This is a genomic window from Streptomyces sp. NPDC030840 (assembly GCF_055572015.1).
Genome location: NZ_JBVIEE010000001.1, coordinates 196,938 through 223,649, shown reverse-complemented (window position 1 = coordinate 223,649; position 26,712 = coordinate 196,938). Strand labels below are relative to the sequence as shown.

Annotated in this window: 18 protein-coding genes and 2 pseudogenes; 10 read left to right on the top strand and 10 right to left on the bottom strand. The window is 72.8% G+C overall.

Annotated features, from left to right (window positions below; translation table 11 throughout):
* The 6 genes and pseudogenes from ACZ49J_RS00940 to ACZ49J_RS00915 all read left to right on the top strand — a co-directional run.
* Positions 1 to 1,401, top strand: a complete 1,401-nt coding sequence (locus ACZ49J_RS00940) for an O-antigen ligase family protein (protein ID WP_467454672.1) — start codon at positions 1 to 3, stop codon at positions 1,399 to 1,401.
* On the top strand, positions 1,398 to 3,086 hold the full coding sequence (murJ, locus tag ACZ49J_RS00935) for a murein biosynthesis integral membrane protein MurJ (protein ID WP_467454674.1): 1,689 nt from the start codon (positions 1,398 to 1,400) through the stop codon (positions 3,084 to 3,086). The genes ACZ49J_RS00940 and murJ overlap by 4 nt, the downstream gene beginning before the upstream one ends.
* Positions 3,087 to 3,144: 58 nt before the next feature.
* Positions 3,145 to 3,837, top strand: a complete 693-nt coding sequence (locus ACZ49J_RS00930; protein ID WP_467454840.1) for a polysaccharide deacetylase family protein — start codon at positions 3,145 to 3,147, stop codon at positions 3,835 to 3,837.
* Positions 3,838 to 3,841: 4 nt separating this feature from the next.
* Complete coding sequence (locus ACZ49J_RS00925; RefSeq protein ID WP_467454676.1) at positions 3,842 to 5,050, top strand: glycosyltransferase; 1,209 nt, start codon at positions 3,842 to 3,844, stop codon at positions 5,048 to 5,050.
* The gene (locus tag ACZ49J_RS00920; RefSeq protein ID WP_467454677.1) at positions 5,047 to 5,727 is read left to right on the top strand and encodes a YveK family protein; all 681 of its coding nucleotides are present in this window, start codon (positions 5,047 to 5,049) and stop codon (positions 5,725 to 5,727) included. The genes ACZ49J_RS00925 and ACZ49J_RS00920 overlap by 4 nt, the downstream gene beginning before the upstream one ends.
* A gap of 17 nt (positions 5,728 to 5,744) precedes the next feature.
* A pseudogene (locus tag ACZ49J_RS00915) lies at positions 5,745 to 6,863 on the top strand (GNAT family N-acetyltransferase); the annotation flags it as partial.
* A gap of 36 nt (positions 6,864 to 6,899) precedes the next feature.
* Here ACZ49J_RS00915 and ACZ49J_RS00910 read toward each other — a convergent pair.
* On the bottom strand, positions 6,900 to 8,204 hold the full coding sequence (locus tag ACZ49J_RS00910) for a glycoside hydrolase family 26 protein (protein ID WP_467454678.1): 1,305 nt from the start codon (positions 8,202 to 8,204) through the stop codon (positions 6,900 to 6,902).
* Between the two features lie 223 nt (positions 8,205 to 8,427).
* Between ACZ49J_RS00910 and ACZ49J_RS00905 the strand changes: the two genes are divergently transcribed.
* Positions 8,428 to 9,666: a carboxylate--amine ligase gene (locus tag ACZ49J_RS00905; protein WP_467454679.1), complete on the top strand. Its 1,239-nt coding sequence runs from the start codon at positions 8,428 to 8,430 to the stop codon at positions 9,664 to 9,666.
* On the top strand, positions 9,666 to 10,937 hold the full coding sequence (locus ACZ49J_RS00900; protein WP_467454680.1) for an FAD-dependent oxidoreductase: 1,272 nt from the start codon (positions 9,666 to 9,668) through the stop codon (positions 10,935 to 10,937). Before ACZ49J_RS00905 ends, ACZ49J_RS00900 begins: the two co-directional genes overlap by 1 nt.
* A gap of 53 nt (positions 10,938 to 10,990) precedes the next feature.
* Here the strand turns inward: ACZ49J_RS00900 and ACZ49J_RS00895 are convergent, their stop codons facing one another.
* From ACZ49J_RS00895 to iolC, 9 genes and pseudogenes are all read right to left on the bottom strand, one after another.
* Positions 10,991 to 12,148, bottom strand: a complete 1,158-nt coding sequence (locus ACZ49J_RS00895; protein WP_467454682.1) for a chaplin — start codon at positions 12,146 to 12,148, stop codon at positions 10,991 to 10,993.
* Positions 12,149 to 12,235: 87 nt separating this feature from the next.
* Positions 12,236 to 14,155 (bottom strand): AMP-dependent synthetase/ligase, encoded by a 1,920-nt coding sequence (locus tag ACZ49J_RS00890; protein ID WP_467454683.1) that lies wholly within the window; start codon positions 14,153 to 14,155, stop codon positions 12,236 to 12,238.
* Positions 14,156 to 14,312: 157 nt separating this feature from the next.
* The gene (locus tag ACZ49J_RS00885) at positions 14,313 to 15,896 is read right to left on the bottom strand and encodes a vWA domain-containing protein (protein WP_467454684.1); all 1,584 of its coding nucleotides are present in this window, start codon (positions 15,894 to 15,896) and stop codon (positions 14,313 to 14,315) included.
* A 144-nt stretch (positions 15,897 to 16,040) separates the two neighbouring features.
* Positions 16,041 to 16,904, bottom strand: coding sequence for an ABC transporter permease (locus ACZ49J_RS00880; protein WP_467454685.1), 864 nt, complete (start codon positions 16,902 to 16,904; stop codon positions 16,041 to 16,043).
* Entirely contained in the window at positions 16,901 to 19,666 is a 2,766-nt protein-coding gene (locus ACZ49J_RS00875; protein WP_467454686.1) for an alpha/beta fold hydrolase, read from the bottom strand. Before ACZ49J_RS00875 ends, ACZ49J_RS00880 begins: the two co-directional genes overlap by 4 nt.
* A gap of 515 nt (positions 19,667 to 20,181) precedes the next feature.
* Positions 20,182 to 21,684 (bottom strand): CoA-acylating methylmalonate-semialdehyde dehydrogenase, encoded by a 1,503-nt coding sequence (mmsA, locus tag ACZ49J_RS00870; protein ID WP_467454687.1) that lies wholly within the window; start codon positions 21,682 to 21,684, stop codon positions 20,182 to 20,184.
* A 14-nt stretch (positions 21,685 to 21,698) separates the two neighbouring features.
* Complete coding sequence (gene iolD, locus ACZ49J_RS00865) at positions 21,699 to 23,582, bottom strand: 3D-(3,5/4)-trihydroxycyclohexane-1,2-dione acylhydrolase (decyclizing) (protein WP_467454688.1); 1,884 nt, start codon at positions 23,580 to 23,582, stop codon at positions 21,699 to 21,701.
* A gap of 214 nt (positions 23,583 to 23,796) precedes the next feature.
* Positions 23,797 to 23,974: pseudogene (locus ACZ49J_RS00860) on the bottom strand (5-deoxy-glucuronate isomerase); the annotation flags it as partial.
* A 142-nt stretch (positions 23,975 to 24,116) separates the two neighbouring features.
* Positions 24,117 to 25,094: a 5-dehydro-2-deoxygluconokinase gene (gene iolC, locus ACZ49J_RS00855; RefSeq protein ID WP_467454689.1), complete on the bottom strand. Its 978-nt coding sequence runs from the start codon at positions 25,092 to 25,094 to the stop codon at positions 24,117 to 24,119.
* A 160-nt stretch (positions 25,095 to 25,254) separates the two neighbouring features.
* Here iolC and ACZ49J_RS00850 point away from each other — a divergent pair, with 160 nt between their 5' ends.
* Together ACZ49J_RS00850 and ACZ49J_RS00845 are read left to right on the top strand one after the other, a co-directional pair.
* Positions 25,255 to 26,172, top strand: coding sequence for a sugar phosphate isomerase/epimerase family protein (locus ACZ49J_RS00850; RefSeq protein ID WP_467454691.1), 918 nt, complete (start codon positions 25,255 to 25,257; stop codon positions 26,170 to 26,172).
* A gap of 326 nt (positions 26,173 to 26,498) precedes the next feature.
* A complete protein-coding gene (locus ACZ49J_RS00845) occupies positions 26,499 to 26,699 on the top strand; it encodes a helix-turn-helix transcriptional regulator (protein WP_467454692.1) in 201 nt (66 codons plus the stop codon).
* The last annotated feature ends 13 nt before the right edge of the window (positions 26,700 to 26,712 follow it).

The window sequence follows — 26,712 nt, the reverse complement described above, 5'->3', positions numbered from 1 at the left end:
GTGGCCCTCCCCCGAGCGCTCGGCCCCGTCCGGGCACGGTGGTGTCCCCCTCGCGCCGCGTCGCCCGTCCTGCCGGTGGTGGCGGTGCTCGCCGTGCTGGCGCTGCCCGTCGCCCCCGACGGCGGGGGCGGGGCGCACGCGGCCGACGTCGTGTCCGGGCTGCTGGTGCTGTGGTGCGGGATCCGCCTCGTACGGGACCGCCGGCGGCCACTGGCCCCGACGGCCGCCGTGGTGCTGGGGCTGCCCGTCCTGGGGCTCGCGCTGGCGGTGGCCGGCGCGGCTCCGCCCGGGTCCTGGCTCACCGGGTTCGCCCGGTACCTGCAGATCTTCGTGCTGGTGCCGGCGGCGGTCCTGCTGAGCGTGCGGGGGCGGGCGGACTTCCGGGTGCTGGCCTGGTCGTTCGTGGGGCTGGCCCTGTGGGAGGGGGCCGTCGGCGTGCACCAGTACGTCACCGGGACCGGGGCCAGTTACGCCGGTGAGGACGTTCGGGCGGTGGGCACGTTCGGCCCCACCGACGTCATGGGAATGGCCACGGTCGTCTCGTTCGGGTTGCTGTGCGCGGTCGGGCTGGCGCTCGGGTCGGGGACGCGCACCGCCCGGCAGCGGGCGGCCGCCGCGCTGTGCGCGGTGGTGCTGGTGGCGCCGCTCGCGGTGTCGTTCAGCCGGGGGGCGTGGATCGCCACGGCCGCCGCGTGCGCGCTCCAGGTGGTGCTGGCGGGGCTGCGGCGGGCGATGGGGGTGTTCACGGCGATGGCCGCCGTCGGCGTGATCCTCGTGGGCGGGCTCGGCATCGGCTCGGCACTGCTCCAGGAGCGGATCAGCAGCATCACGCAGGTCGCCGAAGCCCCGGACCAGTCGGTCACCGACCGGTACACGATGTGGGCGGCGGCCGTCGACATGTGGCGCGAACAGCCGTTGACCGGTGTGGGGTTGAAGCGCTTCCCCGAGCACCGGGACGGGCGCGCCTCGCTGGCGTTGTCCTCCGGGGCCGACATCGCGGGCGCCGGCCTCGCGTTCCGCAAGCAGCCGCTGCTGTCGCCGCACAACATGTACCTCCTCGTGCTGAGCGAGCAGGGGCTCATCGGATTCCTGGCCCTGACGGGGAGCTGGCTGGCGCTGCTGGTGTGCGGGCTGCGGAGGCTGGCGCGGGCACGGCGCGCGGACGGCGGTCCGCGGGCCGGGTCCGGTGGCTCGGACTGCGGGCTCGTCGCGTGCGGGCTGATCGTGTGGCAGCTGGTCGACTTCGTGTACGCCGACATCGGCGGGCCCTCGACCGTACTGGCCGGCGTGGCCCTCGGGCTCGCGGCGTGGTGGGCCCTCGCCGACACGGCCGTCTCCCCCCGTCCCACCGACCCGGAACCGGCCGGTGCCACCGAGCCGCAGGAGGCGGCAGCGTCATGACCGCGACACCTCCGCCCGTGACCGACAGTGCCGCGGCGGCGCCCGAGCCGGGCTCCGGGCCCGGCCCCGAGTCCGAACCCGAGTCGGGGGCGGTCGTGCCCGCCGCCCGGACCACCGCCGAGTCCGCCGAGTCCGCTCCGCCCACACGACGGTTCCTCGCCCGGGCGACCCTCGTCACCGCCGTACTCACCGCCATCGGGTCACTGCTGGGCCTCGGGCGCGACCAGGCGCTGTCGTACCTGTTCGGGGCCGGGTCCGAGACGGACGCCTTCCTGGTGGCCTGGACCATCCCGGAGTTCGCGGCCACCCTTCTCATCGAGGACGGGATGGCCATCGTCCTGGTGCCCATGCTCAGTGTGGCCGTGGCCCGCCGCGCTCAGGGCGCCCCCGGTGACCCGGTGCGCTCGCTGGTCGCCACCACGCTGCCCCGGCTGTCGCTGGCGTTCGCGGCGGTGGCCGTCCTGCTGATGGCCGCGGCGCCGTACGTCGTGGGGGTGCTCGCGCCCGGTCTGTCCGACCCCGGGCTCGCCGTGTACTGCACCCGGCTGACCGCGACCTGTGTGTTCACCTTCGGGCTCGCCGGGTACTGCAGCGCGGCGCTGCGCGCCCACCGCCGGTTCACGGCGCCCGCGGCGATCTACGTGGCGTACAACGCGGCGATCATCGCGGCGATGTTCGTCCTCGGCGGGGCCTGGGGAGTGCGTGCGGCGGCGGCCGGGGTCGCGGTGGGCGGCGTGCTGATGATCCTGGCCCAGCTTCCGTCGCTGCTCAGGGAGTTGAGGCGCAAGTCGGCGGCCTCCGCGCAGACCGTGGAGCCGGAGCGCCCGCTCGGCCTCGCCCTCGTCAGCACGGTCCTCCTCTTCGCGCTGTGCCGTCAGTCCCAGGTGCTCATCGAGCGTTTCATCGGCTCCACGCTGCCGGCCGGTGCCATCTCGCACCTCAACTACGCGCAGAAGGTGGCCCAGATCCCGATGACGTTCTCGCTGATGCTGTGCACCGTCACCTTCCCGGTGGTGGCGCAGGCACTGGCCGAGGGCGACACCGAGCGGGCGCGCAAGCGGGTGGAGAAGGACCTGGTCCTGGTGGCGTCGATCGTGCTGCTGGGCGCGGCGGCGATCGTCGCGTGTGCGCCGCAGATCACCGAACTGCTCTTCCAGCGCGGTGCGTTCACCGCCCAGGACACCGCCGCCACGGCCTCCGTGATGCGTGTGTACGCCTTCGGGTTGCTGGGCCACTCGATGGTGGGCGCGCTCATCCGCTCGTACTTCTCCTCCCGGCGGCCCAGCTGGTATCCGCTCGCCGCGATGGCCGCCGGGATCTTCGTCACCTCCCTGATCGGGGCCGCCACCGCCGGCGCCTGGGGCGTGAGCGGGATCGCCGCCGCCAACGCCGCCGGGATCACCGTCACGGCCCTGCTCCTGCTGCACGGCGTCGGCGGTCGCGGGGTCCCGATCCGCGTCCGGCAGGTGGTGGTCGGCATGGGCAGGCCCGTGCGGGCGGCCGTGCTCGCCTGCGCGGCGGGGCTGTTCTGCGCGAGCCGCGTGGACTCACCCGTGGTCGGACTCGCCCTGGGTCTGGCGGTCGTGTCCCTCGTCTTCGTCACGCTGGCCTGGACTGGGGCCGGCGGCGTCACACCCGCACTCCGTTCCGTCACACGAAGGCTGCCACATGCCCGTAACCGCTGAGCCGACCGACCCGACCGCCGGTACCAGACCCGTCTTCGGCACCTGCCTGTGGGTGGCGATGTACCACTCCGTGGGCGACACCTCCGACGACCCCTACCGCCTCACCGTCTCCCCCGGCCGGCTGGACCGCCAGTTGCGCTGGCTGCGCCGCCGGGGGCTGCGCGGCGTGAGCATGGCCGACCTGCTCGCCGCCCGGGCCCGTGGCGAGGGGCGGGATCTGGTGGGCCTCACCTTCGACGACGGGTACACGGACTTCGTCGACGTCGCCGTCCCGCTGCTGCGCGAACACGGCTGCGGGGCCACCGTCTTCGTCCTGCCCGGGCGGCTGGACGGCGAGAACGCCTGGGATCCGCTCGGCCCGCGCAAGCGTCTGCTGGGCAGGGAGGGCATCCAGGCGGCCGCCGCCACGGAGGGCGTGGAGATCGGCTCGCACGGGCTCACGCACATCGACCTCACCAAGGCGGACACCGCCACGCTGCGCGCCGAGGTCGCCGACAGCAGGATGCTGCTGACCGAGCTGACCGGCGCCGAGATCCAGGGCTTCTGCTACCCGTACGGGTACCTCGACCGGCGGGTCATGAGAGCCGTGCGGGACGCCGGGTACGCCTACGCGTGTGCCGTGGACCCCGGTCCGCTGAACGGCGTCCACGCCCTGCCCCGCGTCCACATCGGGGAGAGCGACACCTCCGTGCGGCTGTTCCTCAAGCACCGGCTGCACCGGCTGCGCCGCCGTCCCGTCGAGGGGGCCTGACGACGTGAAGGCCCTGCACATCATCACCGGCCTCGGCGTCGGTGGCGCGGAGCAGCAACTCCGGCTGCTGCTGCGCCACCTGCCGGTCGAATGCGACGTGGTGACGCTCACGACCCCGGGCCCGGTCGCTGACGGCCTCACCGCCGACGGCGTGCGCGTCACCCACATCGGCATGAGCGGCAACCGCGACCTCACGGCCCTGCCCCGCCTGGTGCGGCTGATCCGCGCGGGCCGCTACGACCTCGTGCACACCCACCTGTACCGGGCGTGCGTGTACGGCAGGGTCGCCGCCCGGCTGGCCGGCGTGCGGGCCGTCGTCGCCACGGAACACTCCCTGGGCGCGTCCCAGATGGAGGGCCGCCGGCTCTCCGCCGGAGTCCGCGCGCTGTACCTGGCCAGCGAGCGCCTGGGCAGCGCCACGGTCGCCGTCTCGCCCACGGTCGCCGAACGGCTGAGGAGCTGGGGAGTTCCCGGCCCGCGCATCGAGGTCGTACCCAACGGCATCGATCTGGAGCGCTTCCGCTTCGATCCCGCGCTGCGCGAGCGCACCCGCAGACGGCTCGGGCTGCCGGAGGGCGCGTACGTCGTCGGGGGCGTGGGGCGGCTGGCGGCGGGCAAGCGCTTCGACGTCCTCGTCCGGGCGCTCGGCCGGCTCCCCGACGACGTCTGGCTGTTGCTGGTCGGTGGCGGCCCGGAGGAGAGCGTGCTGCGGCGGGTCGCCCACCAGGCGGGGGCCGCCGACCGGGTGCTGCTGACCGGCGAGCGGCCGGCCGGCGGCTCGCCGGGCGCCGATCTGCCGTCGCTGCTGTCCGCCATGGACGTCCTCGCCTCGCCCAGCGGCGAGGAGGCCTTCGGTCTTGCCGTCGTGGAGGCCCTGGCGGCGGGGCTGCCCGTGCTCTACGTCGCGTGTCCCGCGGTCGAGGACCTGCCGCCGGGTTCCGCACCCGGCGCCAGGCGTGTGCCCGGCGGCGAGGACTCCTTCGTACGCGCCCTGCTCGACGCCCGCGCCGAGGACCCGGGGTCGCGGGCCGTCCCCGCCGCCGCCCACCACTACTGCATCACCCGCAGCGCCGCCCAGCTCATGGACGTGTACGCGGCGGCCGTCTCGCAGCGACCCCGGGGAAGTTCAGGCACGCCCCCACGCACCCGCACTTCCCCGGAGCCGCTCAGCCCGTCTTCCGGAAGCCCGTCTTTGGGAGTGAGTTCCGCATGACCGACCTCGCCGACATCACCGACAAGACCGACCGTACGCCCGGGATCTCCCGGGCGACCGCCGCCCTCGCCCGTGTGAAGGCCCTGCCCGCCTGGTCGCTGCTTGTGGCCGGAGTCGTGCTCGGCGGGGTGGCCGGGAGCACGTACGGCGCCGTCAAACCCTCGACGTACACGGCCACGAACTATGTCGTCGCCGTGCCCGCCAAGGGGACGGACACGCAGGCCGCGCTGGGCTTCGCGCAGGCCTACGGGCGTGTGGCCACCCAGCTCGCGGTGCTCGGGGACGCGCAGGTGTGGGCCGGGGTGCCGGTCACGACGCTGCGGGACAGCGTGCGGACGGCGACCTCGCCGGACGCGCCCATGGTCGCCGTCTCGGCCACGTCCGCGCGCGCCGACCTGGCCGCCGACATGGCCAACGCCGTCTCGCGTTCCCTGACGAAGCACGCGAACCACGCCGAGGACAGCACGCACGTCAAGCTCCACCAGTTCGCGCGTGCCACCCCGCCCACGGAGGCGTCCTCGGCCTCGCCGGCGGTGACGGGTCTGGTGGGGGCCAGCGCGGGTGGGCTGCTCGGGGGCCTGCTCCTGCTGGTCCGCCCCCGGCAGGGCGCCGATGCCGCCCCGGCCGGGTCCGTGCCGGGCCCGGCGACCGCCGCAGACGCGCAGCGGAAGCTGTGACCGCCACGCTCCCGGCCGTGGACGACGCCACCGATCGTCCCGCCGGCACCCTGTACGCCGAGCTCTGCACCGACGAGCACGAGTTCGCCGGGCTCGGCCCCGCCTGGACCCGCCTCCACCGGCGGTGCTCCGCCGCCACCCCGTTCCAGAGCCACGCCTGGCTGCACTCGTGGTGGCTGTCGTACGGCAGGCCCGGGCGGCTGCGTGTCGTGCTGGTGCGCGAGGGCGGGGAGCTGCTCGCCGCCGCTCCCCTGATGCTCGTCATGTCGCCGCTGCCCACCCTGGTCCCCCTGGGCGGTGCGATCTCCGACTACGCGGACGTCCTCATCGACGACGAGCGGGCCGATCGCGCGGCCGCGGCGCTGACCTCGGCGCTGTTCTCACTGGCCCGCACCGCGCTGATCGACTTCCGTGAGGTGCGGCCCGGCGCGGCCGTGGAGCGCGTGTACGACCTGTGGCGCGGCCCCCGGCGGCGGATCGCCGACTCCGTGTGCCTGGAGCTTCCCGCCCGGCCGATGGACGAGCTGCTGACGCGGCTGCCGGCCTCCCGGGCCCAGCGCGTCCGGGCCAAGATCCGCAAGCTCGGCGGCCTCGGCGTCGAGCCGCGTGCCGTACCGCACGACGAGGTGGGCGGAGCCCTGCGCACGATGCTGGATCTGCACCGGCTGCAGTGGCAGGGCCGCACCGTGACCTCCGAGCACGTCCGGCCCCGGTTCCACGAGCACCTGGCCCGCTCCCTCGGCCCGATGGTCAGGTCCGGGGAGGCCGCGGTGACCGAGTTCCGGGTCGGCGGTGACGTCCTGGCCGTCGACGTGACCCTGCTGTCGGGGAAGCTGGCGTGCGGATATCTGTACGGCGCCCATCCCCGGCTGCGGGAGCGGAAGGTGGACGTCGCCACGATGCTGCTGCGCGCCTTCGCCGAGTACGCGAGCGCCGGCGGCCACCAGGTGCTGAGCCTGCTGCGCGGGAACGAGCCGTACAAGCTCCACTGGCGCCCGGAGACCGTGGTCAACCAGCGGCTCCTTCTCGCCCGGTGGCGTACGGCACCACTGCTGTCGGCGGTCGTCTGCGACGTGGCCGCACGCAGCCGCGGCAAGACGCTGGTCCGCCGGCACAGGGAGCGCCGGGCGGCGGGCCGTGACCGGCCCGCCGCCCCCGCGTCCCCGGCCGCCCTACAACCAGTTGCGGGGCAGGCACAGATTCTCGCCGAGCCAGTCCTCGACCCAGTCGCCCAGTGCCAGCGGCGTGCACCTGGGCGAGGGCGGGCTCACCGGCGTGGGGGCGGGGCGGCCGGAGAGCAGGGAGCGGTAGATCCGGGATGCCTCCGGGTTGGCTCCGCACCGCCACACTCCGTGCGGGCAGTAGTCGGTGATGGTGTGGTACAGCGGCTTGTGCCGCTCCATCCAGTCGAGCATGCCCCGCATGAACGACGCGTTGTCGCCGTTGCGGAAGAGGCCCCACTCGGGATACGAGACCGGCTTGCCGCGGGCCCTGGCGAAGTCCACGTGTGCCTGGAGTCCGTACGGCTCTCTCACCTGCTCGTCGAACGACATCCCGTGCGGCTGGTCGTACGCGTCCATGCCGATGATGTCGACCGTGTCGTCCCCGGGATAGCACTGGGTCCACGGCACGGCGTCCCGGCCGCGGTTCGGCGTCCAGTCGAACCGGAACTGTTGTCCCGGCACCGCCCGCATCGCCGTGACGATCCGCTTCCAGTACCGCTTCCAGTTCTGCGGGTCCGGCCCGCAGCGATGGGTGTATGTCATGCCGTTCATTTCCCAGCCGAGCACGATGACGGTGTCCGGCACCTTCAGCTCGACGAGCCGTTCGGCGAGCCTGCGGAAGTGGTGGTCGAACGCGCCGGCCGCCCCGCGCCGCAGCAGCGCGCGGACCTCGGCGTCGGGGACGCCCTCCTCGTTGCGCTCCATCATGGGCACGTTGAGGACGAACATGCGGTCCGTCTTCTCCCGGCGCCACTGCGCCCACGCGTCGAGGAAGCCCTGCGGACCCTCGATGTTGCTCCACCGGTCGCCCGGCAGGTACGTGTGCGCCACGCGCAGCTCGGTCCCGCCCAGCCACTCGCTGAACCGGGCGATACGGTCCACGGCGTCGGGACCGTAGCCGAGGTAGGCGCCGAAAGCCGGCGCCTGCGGGCCGGCGATGTCCGGCACCTCCGGAGCGGCCGGAACCGGCGGTACGACCGGGATGCCCGGCACCTCCGGGGCGGCCGGAACCGGCGGTACGACCGGGATCGCCGGCGCCTCGGGGGCGACCGGTGTGGCTGACGCCGACGCCGTGGGTGCCACGGCGGCCGGCTCCTTCGCCGGCACGGTCGGGGCGGGCACGGGAGGACCGCCGCCCGGCACGGCCCCGTCCCCGGCGGCACTCCCGGGTCCCGAGACGAACACGACCGACGCGGCCACACCGGCGACGCACGCCAGCCGTCCGCTTCGGGGTCGCCGTCGCTGTGGGCCCATGCACGCTCCTCTCCGCAGCTCCTGCGCTGTCGCCCGCTGCTGTTCACTTCAGCCGCTTCGTATCCACAGCTCTCCTGCTGACACCCAGTCATATGAATGCGAACCCCGCCAGCCGGGGCCCGGCCATCGGGTGGTCCCCTCGCCCGCCCGGGTGACCGCTCCCCGAATGACCGGACGACCGACGAACGACCAGATGACCAGATGACCAGAAAGGAAGTCGCTCGTGTCCCCTCTCGATTCCCGCGTCCCCGCCGTTCTGCTGCGGATCGACCGAAACCCCTTCCACCACGGGACGCTCGGAGCCGTGCGCTCCCTCGGCCGAGCCGGTGTGGAGGTGCACGTCGTCGCCGACTCCGCCGGCCCGCACGCCCGGTCGCGCTTCGTGGCCGCCACGCACTCCCCGCCGCCGCCGGGGGCGTCCGACGCCGAGTTCGTCGCGGTCCTGCGGCAGGTGGCGGCCCGGGTCGGCCGGCCCGCCGTCCTGATCCCCATGGACGACGCGAGTGCCCTCGCGGTGTGCCGGCTGCGCACGGAACTCGGGGGCCACTACCTGCTCCCCGACCAGCCGGCCGACCTCGCCGAGCGGGTGGCCGACAAGGCCGAGCTCGCCGCCGTGTGCGAGCGCCTGGGCATTCCGCATCCGGTGACGCTGATCCCGGAGAACACGGCCCAGGCGGCCGCCTTCGCCTGGCAGCTGGGGCTGCCGGTGGTGGCCAAGTGGAGCCGGCCGTGGCGGGTGCCCACCGGGTCGGGACTGCGCAGCACGCAGGTGGTGCGCACGGCGGACGAGGCGCAGGCGCTGTTCCGGCGGAGCGAGGAGGGGGGAAGCCGGCTGCTGCTCCAGGCGTTCCTGCCGCCGGGACAGGACCGCGACTGGTTCTTCCACGGGTACGCCGGCCGGGACGGTGTGGTGCGCGGCGGCGGACCCGGCCGCAAGCAGCGTGCCTGGCCGCAGGGCGCGGGCCTGACCACCGTGGGCCGCTGGACGCCGAACACCGAGGTGCGGGAGCTGGCCGAGCGGCTGGTGAGCACGCTCGGCTACCGGGGCGTGTTCGACCTCGACTTCCGCCGGGACGGCGCGGGCGCGTATCACCTGCTCGACTTCAATCCGCGCCCCGGCGCCCAGTTCCGGCTCTTCGCGGACACGGCCGGAGTGGACGTCGTCCGCGCCCTGCACCTGGATCTGACGCACCGCGCGGTCCCGGACGGCAATCCGCTGCCCGGCCGGGACTTCGTCGTGGAGAACTACGCGCCGCTGACCGCGCTGGTTCCGCGCCGCCGGCGCGAACTGGCCTGGCACGCCCGGGACGACCTCGTGCCCGGCCTGGCGCTGTGGGCGCTGTGGTGCCGGCACGCGGTCCGCCGCCTGACGGAACGCAGACCCGCTCCCGAGGTGCGGATCGTACGCCAGACGGGCGCCCCGGCTTACCTGAACGATGACGAGAGAGCGAGCAACTGCTGATGTACGACCTTTTGGTGGTGGGCGCCGGCCCCTACGGACTGTCCATCGCGGCCCACGCGGCGGCCGCGGGACTGAGCCTGCGCGTGGTCGGGCGGCCCATGGCGTCCTGGCGGGACCACATGCCCCGCGGCATGTTCCTGAAGTCGGAGCCGTGGGCGTCCAACCTCTCGGACCCGGAGGGCAAGTGGCGCCTGGACGTGTACTGCGCGGAGCTGGGCACGACGGCCCGGCACGGCGAGCCGATTCCGGTCGAGACGTTCGCGTCGTACGGTCTGTGGTTCGCCCAGCACGCCGTACCGCCCGTCGACGAACGGATGGTGAAGGGCCTTCAGTTCTGCCCGGGCGGCTTCGAAGCCGTCCTGGAGGACGGGGAGACGCTGCGCGCGAAGACGGTGGCACTCGCTGTCGGCGTCATGCCGTTCGTCGAGGTACCGTCCGCGCTCAGGTCCCTGGGGCCGGCGCATGTCTCGCACAGCAGTGACCACAGTGACCTCGACCGCTTCCGGGACCGGGACGTCACGGTGGTCGGCGGCGGTCAGGCGGCGCTGGAGACAGCCGCGTTGCTCGCCGAACAGGGCACGCGGGCCCGGGTACTGGTCCGCGCCCCGCGGCTGTACTGGAACGGCCTTCCCACCCCGCTGGAGCGCTCGCCCTGGCAGTCGGTGCGCTCACCGCAGAGCGGTCTGGGCGTCGGCTGGCGCAACTGGTTCTACTCCGAGCGGCCGGCCTGGTTCCACCGCCTCCCGGAGGCCAAGCGCACGCACATCGCGGCGACCGCACTCGGACCGGCGGGTGCCTGGTGGGTGCGCGACCGGGTCGAGCCGGTCGTCGAGGTGAGGCTGGGCCGGCGGGTCACGTCCGCGGTCGAGTCGGGCGGCCGCGTACGGCTGGAGACGGTGGGCCGCGGCGGTGAGCGGGCGACGCTGGAGACCGACCACGTCATCGCGGCCACGGGGTTCAAGGCCACCTGCGACCGGCTGGACATGGTGGCGGAGGACGTACGCGGGGGCCTGGCGGCCGTGTCCGACGGTTCGCCCGCGGTCGGGCGGGACTTCGAGTCGTCGGTGCCCGGGCTGTTCCTCGCGGGCCTGACGACGGCCTCCGGCTTCGGACCCGCGATGCGGTTCGTGCTCGGCGCGGGGTTCACGGCGGGGACGCTGGTGCGAGGCGTACGGCGTCGGCTGGACGCGGGCGTGCCGGGCCGGCGGATTCCGCGGCCCGGCGGTGGGTCCCGGGCGGCCGGGACCGGGTCCGTCATCCGGAGCCGGTGACGGACCGGGTGTGACACCGGGTGCCGGACGCGAGGCGTCCGGCACCCGTGGCGTCATCGGCGGGAGGCCGCTCGGCTCCGCCGGTACAGAAGGGCTCCGCCCGCGATCAGCGCGGTGCCGGCGGCCGAGGCGACCAGCACACCCTCGGCTCCCGTCTCCGCCATGGCCGGCGGGGCGACGGAAGGCTTGACCGGTGTGGTCGTGGCCGGCTTGGCCTTGACGGGCGGCGTCGTCCGGCCGTGCTTCGGCGGCTGGTGCCGGGGCTTGTCCTTCTCGTCGCAGTCCTCGGGCGTGTTCGGGTGGTGCCTCGGGGGCTCGGCTTCGGCGCACTCGTCGCCGAACGCGCGGTTGAGCGCCGAGATCATGTCCACGTTGTTGCCGCAGACGTTGAGCGGGACGTCCACCGGTACCTGGATGACGTTGCCGGAACCGATCCCGCGCGGAACCCGGGACTCATCGTGCGCCGAGGCGCCCGGGTGCTTGCGCTTCTCCGAGGCACCGTACTCGTCCGGGGAACCGTGCTTGCCGGAGAGCCCGTGCTTCTCGGAGAGACCATGCTGTCCGGAGCCACGCGATTCCGAGTGACCGTGGGCCTCCGAGGACTCGTGAGTCCGCGAACCGCGCCCTCCCTTTTCTTCCTCGCGCTGTGCGTCGTCATGCCCGAAGTCGTATCGGGCGGCCTGCCGGGAGCTGCTCGACTTCGCCTTGCCGGTGCAGGAGTTACCGAAGGCCCGGTTGCCGAAACCAGCGACGTCGACCGTCTTGCCGCACAGGTTGACGGGAACGCGCACGAGAGCCCGGACGTCGTTGCCCGACATGACATCGGGCAAGCTCTCTGCGGCGCTTTTCGCATCCGAATCCGCGAGCGCCGAGGGGTTGTACAGGGACAGAATGCCCGTCGCGGCCGCCGCCGCCACCATTCCCTTGCTCAGGGTCTGTCGCACGATCTTTTTTTCTTCCTGCTCGTAGGAGGGGGGATAGTCGGCCTCGGCGCCACAAAGGCGATCCAGGCCTGACCGGTACACAGCCGGGCGGCTGAAGCGCTGCATCAAGCGGTGCTGTCTCTTGGCTTCACCTGTTTTCCCTTCTGTGCAGCCACGCACCCATGACGGCCTGAGCCGAGCGAGCGCCGGGTGAATGGCTCGAACGATGGCCTGCGGGCTGTGCAACGAGGGAAAGAGGAACGAAGAAACCACGGAACGCGCGGCCACTCGGGGATTCACCCGAATGCCGCGCCAAAATCAACTGGCCGGATCAGCCACCGGTATCCGTGCGTGCAAACGCGGGCGCGCGCCCCCTCAGCCGCCGTACAGCGCCTCGATCTCGGCCGCGTACGCCGTTGTCACGGCGTGGCGCCGGATCTTCAGGGACGGGGTGAGCAGGCCGTTGGCCTCGGTGAACTCGCCCTCCACGAGCCGGAACTCGCGGATGGACTCGGCACGGGAGACCGCCTGGTTCGCGTAGTCCACGGCCTTCTGGACGTCGGCGCGCATCCGGGGATCGGCGGCCAGCTCGGACAGCGGGGTGTCGGCGGGCATCCCACGGACGTAGAGCCAGTGGGCGACGTCCTCGGGGTCCAGGGTGATCAGGGCGGCGACGTAGGGGCGGTTGTCGCCGACGACGACGCACTGGCCCACGGGCGGGCGGCTGCGGAGCCGGTCCTCCAGGACGGCCGGGGAGACGTTCTTGCCTCCGGAGGTGATGAGGACGTCCTTCTTGCGGCCGGTGATGGTGAGGTAGCCGTCCTCGTCGAGGGAGCCCAGGTCGCCGGTGGCGAACCAGTCGTCGGTGAGCACGGCGTCGGTGGACGCCTCGTCGTTCCAGTAGGTGCCGAAGACGATGCCGCCCTTGATGAGCACCTCACCGTCGTCGGCGATGCGGACCGCGGTGCCGGGGACCGGCTGGCCGACCGTGCCCGGGCGGGGGCGCAGGGGCGGGACGATGGTGGCGGCGGCGGTGGTCTCCGTGAGGCCGTAGCCCTCGTAGATGATGATCCCGGCGGCGTAGAAGAACAGGTTGAGGTCGCGGTCGAGCGGGGAGCCGCCGCTGATCGCGTAGCGCATGCGGCCGCCGAGCTCGCGCCGGACGCGGCGGTAGACCAGCAGGTCGTACAGGGCCCAGGCGGCGTACAGCGCCGGGCCCGGGCCCTTGCCCCTGCCGAGGAACCTGTTCATGTACGCCTGGCCGAAGCGCACCCCGACGCGGTGCGCGCGGTCGAAGGAGGCGCCCCGGCCGATGCGCTCGGCGGTGGCGCGGCCGGTGTTGTGGATCTTCTCGAAGAGGTACGGCACACCGACCAGGAAGGTGGGCCGGAACGCCTTGAGGGCGGGCCGGAGTTCGTCGGGCTTGATGCTCGGGCAGTGGCCCAGCTCGATCCGGGCCATGACGCAGGCGATCTGGATCGTGCGGCCCAGGATGTGCGCGAGCGGGAGGAACAGCAGGGTCGAGGCGACCTGGCCGCTGACCGCCTTGAAGACGGGGTGGAGCAACTCGACCGTGTTGGCGGCCTCCGCGTGCAGGTTGGCGTGGGTGAGTACGCAGCCCTTCGGGCGGCCGGTGGTGCCGGAGGTGTAGCAGACGGTCGCGACCGTGCCGGGGGTGAGGGCGTCGCGGCGCTTGGTGACCTCCTCGTCGGGGAGGTCCCGGCCGAGGGCGGCGAGTTCGCTCATCGCGCCCTCCTCCAACTGCCAGCAGCGCGGGGGCTCGGGGTGCTCGGCGGTGCCCGTGCGCACGGCCTCCGCGTTCTCGGCGGTCTCCGCGATCACGAAGCGGGCCCCGGAGTCCCGGACGATCCACTCGATCTGGTCGGACGACGACGTGGCGTAGATGGGGACGGTCTGGCCGCCGGCCGCCCAGATGGCGAAGTCGAGGACCGTCCACTCGTAGCGGGTGCGGGACATCACCGCGACGCGGTCGCCCGCCTCCAGGCCTGCCGCGATCAGTCCCTTGGCGGTCGCGGTGACCTCGCGGGCGAACTCGGCGGCCGAGATCGAGCGCCAGGTGCCCCGCTCCTCGCGGCGCAGGACGACGGCGTCGGGCGCCTCGGCCGCGTTGGTGAAGGGCAGGTCGGCGATGCTGCCGGTCACCGGCGGCCGGGCCAGGGCCGGTGTGCGCGCCTCACGGACGGTGCCGGTGTCGTCGCGGACGACCTGGACCCTGACGCGGTTCGCCAGGTCACCGCGCTTCCTCGCCTGATTCAAGTCCTTGCGTACGCCCATGACGGCTCCCGGTCGCGGCTGCCCTGAGTACTCGCTCCGTACCCGCGTTGCTTACCGGGGAGTCAACTTACCGGTGCGTAGGGGAAATTCAATGGGTTCCCTCATTCTTCCCAAATGATGATCACCGGGGCCGGGGCTGAACCCGCCGCGGCCGGGCTCAGTCCAGCCCGGGCTTCCGCATCGGTGCGCCCCGGTCCGCCACCTCGATCGCCTCCGCGAGGCCGTACAGGTCCTTGTCCTCCCGGTTCCTCGCCAAGTCCTCGGCGCGCTCGGACAGGTGCCGCAGTGACGGCCGGCCCGGGAGGTCTGGCCAGCGGTCGTCGCCGCCGCGGAGGGCGTCGGCGAAGTACGCGGCGACGGCGGCCACCTGGAGGCCGTCGGGTGCGGTCCACAGGTCGTCGTGGACGGACCGGGCCTCCAGGTCGCCCGACTCCTCGTGCGGGGTACGGGTGTCCGGGTCGAGCCAGCGGACGGTCGCCGTCGCCAGGTGACCCGAGGCGCCGGGCCGGGTGCGGACGGCGTAGAGGGCGGTGACGGTGTGACCGGGACCGACCTCGCCGCCGTCCACGCGGTCGTCGCGGAAGTCCTCGTCGGCGACCTCGCGGTTGTCGTAGCCGATGAGGCGGAACTCGGAGACCGTCTCCGGGTCGAAGGCCACCTGCGCCTTGGCGTCACGGGCCGTGAGGTCGATGGTGCGGGGGAGTTCCTCGCAGAAGAGGGTGCGGGCCTCGGACGTGGTGGAGACGTACGTCGTGTGGCCGTCGCCCTTGTCGGCCAGGCGCTCCATCAGGGCGTCGCCGTAGTCGCTGCCCACGCCGACGCCGAAGAGCGTGATGCCGTGCTCGCGGCGGGAGCCGGAGATGCGTTCGAGGATCGTGTCGGCGTCGGTGTCGCCGGTGTTGGCGAGCGCGTCGGAGAGGAGGACGACCCGGTTGGTTGCGCCCTCGCGCAGGCCCTCCACGGCCGTGGCGTAGCCGGTCTCGACGCCCGCGCCGAGGTTGGTGGAGTCGGTGGGCTCCAGTTCGTCGACGGCGTCGTGGACCCGGTCGCGGTTCCCGCCGAGGCGGGTCATCGGCAGCACGGTCTCGGCGTCGTCGCTGAACGTCACGATCGCGACCGAGTCGTCGTCGCGCAGCCGCTGCGTCATCACGTCGAGGGCGTCACGGACCAGGTCGAGGCGGCCCGGTTCGGCCATGGAGCCGGAGACGTCGACGACGAACGTGAGCGCGGCGGGCGGGCGTTCGTCCTCGTCCTCCTTCGGCCGGGTGGCGAGGCCGACCCGGACGAGGGACCAGTCCTCGTCGGCCGTGCGGGCGCCGTCGACGGTCACGGAGAAGCCGTTGCCGTCGGGGCGCTCGTAGTCCTGGCGGAAGCTGTTGACGAACTCCTCGGGGCGGATCGTCGACGGGTCCGGCCTGCCGCCCTCGGTGAGGGTGCGGCGCGCGTAGCCGTACGAGGCGGTGTCGACGTCGAGCGCGAACGTGGAGAGGTAGTCCGGGGACGGGGCGATGTCGCGGGAGCCGGTGTCCTGGCTCCCGTCCTCGCTGCCGCGCTGTTCTCCCGGGCCCTGGCTGTAGGCCGGGGCCGGCGCGTGGCCGCGGCTCTTGTTCGCGCCCGAGTCCTCCGACGAGTAGCCGGTGCCTCCCTCGCCCGCGGTGCACCCCGCGAGCAGCAGGCCGCCCGCCGCGGTGAGCGCCAGCAGCGTGGCGCTCAGGCGCCGTGTTCGGTACCGCTCCGTCATCCGTGCCCCCTTGGTCCGTTGACGTCGACGTCTGTGACTGTGACGTGGGAGGGGGCCCGAACGTGCGGCACGGTCGGTTGCGGATGGATTGCGAAGCAGCCACGGCGGCGGCCCGTCGAGACCGGTGGGTGATCCTCCGTTGACCTAGGAGACGACGTCCTTCCGGGCGAAACCGCGGAAGGCCAGGGCGAACAGCACGAGGGCGTACGTTATCGAGACGGCCACGCCCTGGATCATGTCGTTCCACTGCAACTGCGGCTGCACGGCGTCCAGCCACGCGTACTGCCAGTGCGCGGGCACGAAGTGACGCCAGTCGCCGAGGGCGGTCACCTCGTCCAGGACGCTGCCGATGATGGTCAGGCCCACCGCGCCGCCGACCGCGCCCAGCGGCGCGTCGGTGCGGGTGGAGAGCCAGAACGCCAGCGCGGCGGTGACCAGTTGGGACACGAAGATGTACGCCACGACGATCAGCAGGCGCTGCGCGGCCGTACCGCTCGGCATCGTGCCGCCCACGGGGAGCTGCAGCGGGCCCCACCCGTAGGCCACGGTGCCGACGGCCAGCGCGATGACCGGCAGCAGCACGAGCGCGGCCAGGCTGAGGGTGAGCCCGACGACGAGCTTGGACCACAGCAGGCGGGCGCGGGGCACGGGCGCCGCGAGCAAATAGCGCAGCGACGACCAGTTCGCCTCCGAGGCGACCGTGTCCCCGCAGAACAGCGCCACCGGGATCACCAGGAGGAACCCGGCGGAGGCGAACAGGTTCACCGCGGCGAAGTTGGCCCCGGACGCCGTGGCCGTGTCCATCAGGTTCACCCTGTTGTTGCCCTGGCCGGGTTGGCCGCCGACCTGGAAGGCCACGAGCAGGATGACCGGCAGGGCGGCCAGGATGCCGAGCATGACCAGCGTGCGCCGCCGCTTCAGCTGCCGTACGAGCTCGACGCGCAACGGCAGGGTCCGGCCCGCCCGGTAGCCGGTGGCCACCTCGCGCGGCTGGGCGAGCGTGCTCATCCGGAACCTCCGATCAGGGTGAGGAAGGCGTCCTCCAGGCGGCGGTGGGGGCCGAGAGAGGCGACGGGGACTTCCAGTCGTACGAGTTCGGCGAGGAGCGAGGCGCTGCGCTGGGGCACGCCGCCCGGTTCGCCCGCGGAGACCGTCACCGTGCCCGCGGCGGAGCCGCTCGATGTCGCGCCCCGCGCCCCCGACGGGGCGCCGGAGCCCCCCGGACCGGAAGCCACCGGTGCCGCCGACGGCGCCAGCCGTACGAGCAGTCCGCCCTCCGTCCGCACCGCCGACTCCACGTCCGGCAGGTCCGCCACCTTCTCCACCACCGCGTCGGCGATGTCGGAGGCCAGGCCGACGAGCAGGGTGTCGCCGCCGCCGATGATGTCGCCGACGGGGCCCGACTGGACCAGCCGGCCCTTGTCCATGACCACCAGATGCGTGCAGGACTGCTCGACCTCGGCCAGCAGGTGGCTGGAGACGATGACCGTACGGCCGGCTGCCGCGTAGCGGATGACGACCTCGCGCATCTCACGGATCTGTGGCGGGTCGAGACCGTTGGTCGGCTCGTCCAGGATCAGCAGGTCGGGCAGGCCGAGCATCGCCTGGGCGATGGCGAGGCGCTGGCGCATGCCCTGGGAGTAGGTGCGGACCGCGCGGGCGAGGGCGTCGCCGAGGCCCGCGATCTGAAGGGCCTCGTCCAGGTGGGCGTCCTCGGGCGGACGGCCCGTGGCCTTCCAGTACAGCTCCAGGTTCTCCCGGCCGGAGAGGTGCGGCAGGAAGCCCGCGCCCTCGACGAAGGAACCGACGCGGGACAGCACCGGCGAGCCCGGCCTGATCGCGTGGCCGAAGACGCGGATCTCACCGCCGTCCGGCTTGATCAGGCCCATCAGCATGCGCAGGGTCGTCGTCTTGCCCGCGCCGTTGGGACCGAGGAGGCCCAGCACCTGGCCCTTCTCCACCCGGAAGGACAGGTCCTTGACCGCGTACCGGTCCGCCGACTTCGCGTACCGCTTGCTCAGGCCGGTGATCTGCAGCGGGACGTCGGCCAGCTCCGGGTCGGGCGCGGAGGTCGCGGTCCTGCGGCGGCCCGTCAGCAGCAGCGCGAGCGCCGTCGCCGCTCCGGCGAGCGGCAGCCACCAGACCCATGCGGGCAGCCGCGCCGACGCGGTGTCCTCGCCCAGGGGTGCCGGCACGCTCAGGTCGCCCTTCACGGAGACCGTGTACGTCGCCGGGGTGGCCGGGGAGGCGTAGGCGAGGTCCGTCGAGGCGAGGACCAGGCGCAGCCGGTGGCCGTCGTCCACCTCGTGGTCGATCGCCGGCAGCGTGATCCTCACGTCCTTGCCGGCCTTGGCGCCCTCCACCCGGACGGGCGTGACCAGCTGCGAGGGCAGCAGCGGCTGGCTGCCGCCGGGGCCGACGTCGTAGACCTTCGCGAAGAGCACGGCGTCGTCGCTGGTCGACTTCACGTGGACCGTCACGGACGGCGAGCCGGTGATCTGCAGGTCGTCCGCGAAGGGCTTGGAGTCGAAGGCGGCGAACTGACCGGGGAAGTCGAGGGCCACGCCGACGCCCAGCGAGGACAGCTGGGACAGGCCGCCGGAGTCGCCGAGGCCGGGCAGGGCCGAGATGGCGGGCGGGCTGGCTCCGGCGGGGTTGTCGATGGTCTGCTCGCGGCCTGCCAGGGCGACGGGACGCATCGCGCCCGCCAGGCCGGGGTAGGTGTCCGCGCTCGCGCCGGTCAGCTGCACGGTGCCGTCGTTGTCGGCCTGGCCGGCCGCGCGCGAGACGCGGAAGGCGGGGCCGGTGTCGGCTCCCGGCTCGTCCTTCAGATACCGGTCGAACCACGCCTCGACCCGGGCCTGCACCCGGTCGGTTTCCATGTCACCGCCGTCGTGCCCGCCCGCGATCCAGTCGACGTCCACGGGGGCGCCGTTGGCGCGGATCGCCTTGGCCGCGGCGTCCGCCTGGCCGAGCGGGAAGAGGGAGTCGGTCTGGCCCTGCAGCAGCAGCGTGGGGACCTTGATGCGGTCGCCGACGGCGCTGGGGCTGCGCTCCTGGAGCAGCTTCACCGCCTGGGCGTCGGGCTTCCCCGACTCGGCGACCCGGTCGTACATCGCGCAGAGCTGGGCCTCGAACCTCTCGCAGCCGCCGCCGGTGTTGACGAAGATGCCGGCCCACAGCTTCTTGAAGACACCGTTCGGGAACAGGGCGTCCGCCAGGTTCCAGTACGTGATGGCCGGGGCGATCGCGTCGACGCGGTCGTCGTACCCGGCGGTCAGCAGGGAGACCGCGCCGCCGTAGGAGGGGCCGGCGATGCCCACGCGCGGGTCGCCGGTCTTGTCGAGCTCGACCTCGGGCCGCTTCGCCAGCCAGTCGATGAGCCGGGAGACGTCGGCGACCTCGCCCTTCGGGTCGTTGAGCCCGATCTTTCCGGTCGATTCGCCGAAGCTGCGCGCCGACCAGGTCATGACGGCGTACCCGTCGCGGGCGAGGTCCTCCGCCTGCTGCCGTACGTCGTTCTTGCTGCCGCCGAAGCCGTGGGACAGCAGGACGGCGGGGCGGCGGCCCTCGCCCGCGGTGAAGTACGACGTGTCGATCCTCACGCCGCCGCCCATGGCCATGACTCTGTCGGCCCTGTGTACCTGGGGGGCGTCGTCCGAGGCGGCGGCCGTCCACACGCCGGTGCCGGCGAGCACGGCGACGGCGGCGGCCGCCGCCGTCGCCGCCCAGCGCCTCGGGCCTCGCAATGCGGGCAGTCGAAGATCCATGCGTCAACGGTAAGGGTGCCCGTCTGTGCCCGGGGCAGACCCCGGGCGGAAGTGGTCTACCTCCCAGGGAGGTATGGGGGCGTTGTCGTGTACTGCGGGTGCGGTATGGGGGTGGGGGGTTGTGGGCAGGGTTTTTCGCCCCCGCCGCCCCTACCCGTCCCATCCTCCGGGGGCTCCGCCCCCATGCCCCCGGGTGGGGGGTGGTTGGGGTAGTTGGGGTGGTTGGGGTGGTTGGGATGGCTGCGGGTTGGGTGTGGCTGGTCGCGCAGTTCCCCGCGCCCCTTGAAAGACCGCGCAGTTCCCCGCGCCCCTTAAAAGACCGCGCAGTTCCCCGCGGCCCTTAAAAGACCGCGCAGTTCCCCGCGGCCCTGAAACCCAGCCTCGGCCGCAGAAAAATCAGCCCCGGCCGGGCAATTCAGCCCCTCCGGCGTTTGAGGAGCGGGGTCCGGGGCGGCGCCCCGGGGATGGGACGGGTAGGGGCGGCGGGGGTGAGGTAAATCCCGCCCCCACACCCCTCAGTGGTTGCGCGGGAAGCCCAGGTCGACGCCGGCCGGGGCGTCTGCCGGGTCGGGCCAGCGGGTGGTGACGACCTTGCCGCGGGTGTAGAAGTGCGTGCCGTCGTTGCCGTAGATGTGGTGGTCGCCGAAGAGGGAGTCCTTCCAGCCGCCGAAGGAGTGGTAGCCGACGGGGACCGGGATCGGGACGTTCACGCCGACCATGCCGGCCTCGACCTCCAGCTGGAAGCGGCGGGCCGCCCCGCCGTCGCGGGTGAAGACCGCGGTGCCGTTGCCGAAGGGCGAGGCGTTGATGAGGTCGACGCCCTCCTCGTAGGTGTCCACGCGCAGGACGCACAGCACGGGGCCGAAGATCTCGTCGGTGTAGGCCCTGGCGTCCGTCGGCACCTTGTCGAGGAGGGAGATGCCGATCCAGTGGCCGTCCTCGAAACCGTCCACCGTGTAGCCCGTGCCGTCGAGGACCACCTCGGCGCCCTCCGCCGCCGCGCCCGTCACGTACGACGCCACCTTGTCGCGGTGGGCGGCGGTGATGAGCGGGCCCATCTCGGAGGCCGGGTCGTTGCCGGGGCCGATCTTGATCTTCTCGGCGCGCTCGCGGATCTTCTCCACCAGTTCGTCGCCGATCGAACCGACCGCGACGACCGCCGAGATGGCCATGCAGCGCTCGCCCGCCGAGCCGTAGGCGGCCGAGACGGCCGCGTCCGCCGCCGCGTCCAGGTCGGCGTCCGGGAGGACCAGCATGTGGTTCTTGGCGCCTCCAAGTGCCTGCACCCGCTTGCCGTTCGCGGAGGCCGTGGTGTGGATGTAGCGGGCGATCGGGGTCGAGCCGACGAAGGAGACCGCCTTGACGTCCGGGTGCTCCAGGAGGCGGTCCACCGCCACCTTGTCGCCGTGGACGATGTTGAACACGCCGTCGGGGAGGCCCGCCTCGGCCAGCAGTTCGGCGAGGCGGACCGACGCCGAGGGGTCCTTCTCGCTCGGCTTCAGCACGAACGTGTTGCCGCACGCGATGGCCAGCGGGAACATCCACATCGGCACCATGGCCGGGAAGTTGAACGGCGTGATGCCCGCCACCACGCCCAGCGGCTGACGGATGGACGAGACGTCCACGCGGCTCGCCACCTGGGTGGACAGCTCGCCCTTCAGCTGCACGCTGATGCCGCACGCCAGGTCGACGATCTCCAGGCCGCGCGCGACCTCGCCGAGCGCGTCCGAGTGGACCTTGCCGTGCTCGGCGGTGATGAGCTCGGCGATCTCGTCGCGGTGGGCGTCGAGCAGGGCGCGGAACTTGAAGAGGATGGAGGTGCGCTGGGCCAGTGAGGAGTGGCGCCAGGTCGCGTACGCCTCCTTGGCCGCCGCCACCGCCGCGTCCACCTCGTCCACCGACGCGAACGCGACCTTGGTGGTCACCGTGCCCGTCGCCGGGTCCGTGACCGGGCCGTACGTGCCCGACGTGCCCTCGACGGTCTTGCCGCCGATCCAGTGGTTGACGATCCTCGTCATGGCCGAGTGCTCCTTCACAGATGGCGGCGCCGGGTCGACACGTGCCGTTCGTACAGCTCGCGGGCCTTGACCGCCGCCGGTCGGGTCGCGGTCTCGGCCACGGGGACATCCCACCAGGCCTGGGCCGGTGGTGCGCCCGACACTGTGTCTGCCGTTTGGGTCTCGACGTAGACACATGTGGGAGTGTCGGCGTCCCGCGCCTCGGCGAGGGCGGTGCGCAGGTCGCGGACCGTCTTGGCCCGCAGCACCCGCATGCCCAGGCTCGCCGCGTTGGCCGCGAGGTCCACGGGCAGCGGAGGGCCGGTGAACGTGCCGTCGTGGGACGGGTAGCGGTAGGCGGTGCCGAACCGCTCGCCGCCGACCGTCTCGGAGAGGCCGCCGATGGAGGCGTACCCGTGGTTCTGGACGATCAGCACCTTGATCGGCACGTTCTCCTGCACGGCCGTCACCATCTCGGTCGGCATCAACAGGTACGTCCCGTCGCCGACGAGCGCCCACACCGGGCGCCCGGGTGCGGCCAGGCACACGCCGATCGCGGCCGGGATCTCGTAGCCCATGCAGGAGTAGCCGTACTCCAGGTGGTACTGGTCCCGTGACCGGGTCCGCCACAGTCTGTGCAGGTCGCCGGGGAGGGAGCCGGCCGCGTTGATGATGATGTCCCGCTCGGTGACGATCTCGTCGAGCAGCCCGAGGACCTGGGGCTGGGTGGGCCGGGTGTCGGGCTCGTCGCACTCGTAGCAGGCGTCGACGCGGTGCTCCCAGCGCTGCTTGTCCTCGGTGTACTCGGCGGTGTACGCGTCGCTGACCTTGTGGTCGTGCAGTTCGAGGGCGACGGTGAGCTCCTCCAGGCCCGCGCGGGCGTCGGCGACGACCGGGAGCCCGGCGAGCTTGTGGGCGTCGTGGGGCGCGATGTTGAGGTTGAGGAAGCGCACGCCCTCGCCGGTGAAGAGGGTGCCGGAGGCGGTGGTGAAGTCGGTGTAGCGGGTGCCGACGCCGATCACCAGGTCGGCGGTGCGGGCGAGTTCGTCGGCGGTGGCGGTGCCGGTGTGGCCGATGCCGCCCACGTCCTGCGGGTGGTCGTGGCGCAGGGAGCCCTTGCCCGCCTGGGTCGAGGCGACGGGGATGCGGGTGGCCTCGGCGAGTTCGGCGAGGGCCTCCTCGGCGCGGCTGTGGTGGACGCCGCCGCCCGCGATGAGCAGCGGGCGGCGGGCTCCGCGGATCGCCCGGACCGCGGCGGCCAGTTCGCTCGTGTCAGGGGCCGGGCGGCGCACGGTCCAGGTGCGTTCGGCGAAGAACTCCTCCGGCCAGTCGAAGCCCTCCGCCTGCACGTCCTGCGGGAGGGCCAGTGTCACGGCGCCGGTGTCGACCGGGTCGGTCAGCACGCGCATCGCCTGGAGCGCGGCCGGGATCAGCGCCTCGGGGCGGGTGACCCGGTCGAAGTAACGCGACACCGGGCGCAGGCAGTCGTTGACGGACACGTCGCCGGCGTAGGGGACTTCGAGCTGCTGCAGCACCGGGTCGGCCGGACGGGTGGCGAAGACGTCGCCGGGGAGGAGAAGGACCGGGAGGTGGTTGATCGTGGCGAGCGCGGCGCCGGTGACCAGGTTGGTCGCGCCCGGCCCGATCGACGTCGTGACGGCGTGCGTGGACAGGCGGTTCGACTGACGCGCGTAGCCAACTGCCGCGTGGACCATGGCCTGTTCGTTGCGCCCCTGGTGGTACGGCATGTCGTCGGCGTACTCGACGAGCGCCTGCCCGAGTCCGGCGACGTTGCCGTGGCCGAAGATGCCCCAGGTGGCGCCGATCAGCCGCTGCCGCTCGCCGTCCCGCTCCGTGTACTGGGCGGCCAGGAACCGCACCAGTGCCTGCGCGACCGTCAGCCTCGTCGTTGAGGTCATCGGCATCCCTCTGTGTTCTCCGCGTGGGCCGGACGCGATCGGATCCGGCACCTGCGGTACGGCTCCGTCGTGCCCACGTTTCCATGGTGCGCCTGCTGTCCGGGTGCCGTTGCCGGACCTCGGGGCCGCGGTGCGACCGTTCCGACACGTAGGGTTGCCGGACCGTGCTACGTCGAGGGACCTCCGGCGCGGGGCCGTAGCGGGCGGGGAGTCATCGCTCGCACTTCGCTCCTGCCAAAGCAAAGCGGCCTCCCGCGCCGGAGGCGATCTGGGCCCGGGCGTCGTGGGGCACGCGCACGGGGCCCGCGGACCCCGTCGTACGCGCTTTCCCAGCCCGGGATTTCGAGCCGAGCGTCCCCCGCACGCACCGTATTGGTGCCGCCGCGGGGCATGCCCGCGCGGCCCGCCCGCTCGGGGACGTACGGCTCGGGGACGTACGGCTCGGTTCTCATGCGGCGGCCCTCACAACAGCCCCACCGCCATGGACCGAGCGCCCACCACCCTGCCGTGGACGGCGGGCTGCCTCGACCGGGCTCACCGCACCGCTCCCGCCGTGACGGCCGCCTCGACCTCGGCCTCGGTGGGCATGGCCGAGGAGCACTCCAGACGGGAGGCGACGATGGCCCCGGCGGCGTTGGCGTGCCGCATGATCTTCTCCAGCTCCCAGCCGGCGAGCAGCCCGTGGCACAGCGAGCCGCCGAACGCGTCTCCGGCGCCGAGGCCGTTGAGGACGGTGACAGGGAGCGGCGGGACCTCGGCCGTCGTGCCGTCGGCGTGCACGGCCAGGACACCCTTGGGCCCCTGCTTGACGACGGCGAGCTCCACGCCGGCGTCGAGGAGGGCACGGGCGGCCGCGTGCGGGTCGCGCTCGCCCGTCGCGACCTCCACCTCGTCGATGTTGCCGACGGCGACCGTGGTGTGCCGCAGGGCCTCGGTGTAGAAGGGGCGGGCGGCCTCGGGGTCGCGCCAGGCTGTGTCTTTCCACAGAACGGGCCGCCAGTCGAGGTCGAAGACCGTCGCGGACGACTTGGCGCGGTGCGCGAGGGCGGCGAACGTCGCCGTACGGCTCGGCTCCTCGCTCAGGCCCGTGCCGGTCACCCAGAAGATCCGGGTGTCGCGGATGGCGTCGAGGTCCAGCTCGTGCGCGTCGATCTCCAGGTCGGGCGCCTTGGGCCGGCGGTAGAAGTAGAGCGGGAAGTCGTCCGGCGGGAACACCTCGCAGAAGGTGATCGGGGTCCGCAGTCCCTGAACCGGGGTGACCCAGCGGTCGTCGACGCCGAAGCCGCGCAGTTCCTGGTGCAGGTACTCGCCGAAGGGGTCGTCACCGGTTCGGGTGATGACCGCCGTACGCCGGCCGAGCCGGGCCGCGGCCACCGCGACGTTGGTCGCCGATCCGCCGAGGAACTTGCCGAACGACGACACCTCGGGCAGGGCGACCCCCGTCTGGTGCGGGTACAGGTCCACCCCGATCCGCCCCATGGTGATCAGGTCGTACGCCGTCTCGTACGCCATCGAGTTCCCTTCGCCTCGGCCGCACGGGACCGGAGCGCGTCCCAGCGCCCGGTCCCGTGCCCCAAGGTCTAGTCCCGCCGCCGGACCCCTGTCAATATTTTGTCCAGACATTCGGACCATGCCTTGACACGCTTCACCGGACCCCCGCACCCTGACGGCCATGACGTCGTTGTCACCGCAGCCCTCACTGTCCCGCATCCGGGTCGGATCGGCCCCCGATTCCTGGGGCGTGTGGTTCCCGGACGACCCTCAGCAGGTCCCGTGGCAGCGCTTCCTCGACGAGGTCGCCGCGTCCGGTTACGAGTGGATCGAGCTGGGCCCGTACGGCTACCTGCCGACCGACCCGGCCGTGCTCGCCGAGGAGACCGCGAGGCGCGGCCTGAAGGTCTCGGCGGGCACCGTGTTCACCGGGCTGCACCACGGTCCGGACGTGTGGGAGTCGACCTGGGCGCACGTCTCCGGCATCGCGGCCCTGACGCAGGCGATGGGCGCGTCGCACCTCGTGGTGATTCCCTCCTTCTGGCGGGACGACAAAACGGGCCGGGTCCTGGAGCCGAGCACGCTGACGGTCGAGCAGTGGCGTCACCTGACGCAGCTGACCGAGCGGCTGGGGCGGGAGGTGCGGGAGCGGTACGGGCTGAGGATCGTCGTCCATCCCCACGCGGACACCCACATCGACAGCGAGGAGAACGTCGCCCGCTTCCTCGACGGCACGGCATCCTCCGTCGTGTCGCTGTGCCTGGACACGGGGCACTACGCGTACTGCGGGGGCGACAGCGTCAAGCTGATCGAGACGTACGGGGAGCGGATCGGGTACCTGCACCTCAAGCAGGTGGACCCGGAGATCCTCGCCGAGGTGCGGGCGAACGGGATTCCGTTCGGGCCGGCCGTGGCCAAGGGCGTGATGTGCGAACCGCCCGCCGGAGTGCCCGCGCTGGAGCCCGTGCTGGCCGCCGCGCAGAAGCTGGACGTGGACCTGTTCGCGATCGTGGAGCAGGACATGTATCCGTGCGAGCCGGACCGGCCGCTGCCGATCGCTCAGCGGACTCGGGCGTTCTTGCGGTCCTGCGGGGCGTGAGCGCTCCGCTTGTAGCGCCGTAGGGTGCGGTTTGTAGCGCCGTGGGGTGCGGTTTCGTCGATGTCTGCCGGTCGTGGGGCTGGTCGCGCCCACGCGGCGGAGCCGCACATCGATACAGCCCCGCGCCCCTGGGTGGGGCCGCGCCACCGCCCATGAAGACGGGCCCTCCAGTCGGCTCTCAATGTGTCACTCGTGTCACAAAGAACACCGTGACGTCACGCTTGTCGCATGTGTGCGGCCCGCGGGTCACGGACTCTTCACGGCCGCTTCCCGGCACTCACTCACTGTCGTTGGCCGGTCACAGGACTCGTGAGGAGGTGCCGCTCATGACCGACCGCCGGCTCTGGTCGTACAAGGAGATCGCCGCGCACATCCGGGTGCAGCCCGACACCGTCCGCTCCTACCGCAAGCACGGGCTGCTGCCGCCGCCCGACCATGTGGAGGCCGGGAAGCCGTACTGGTACGCGGACACGGTGCGGGCCTGGGTGGCCTCCCGGCCGGGCAACCGGGGGCGCAGGACCGAGTGACACGGATATCGCG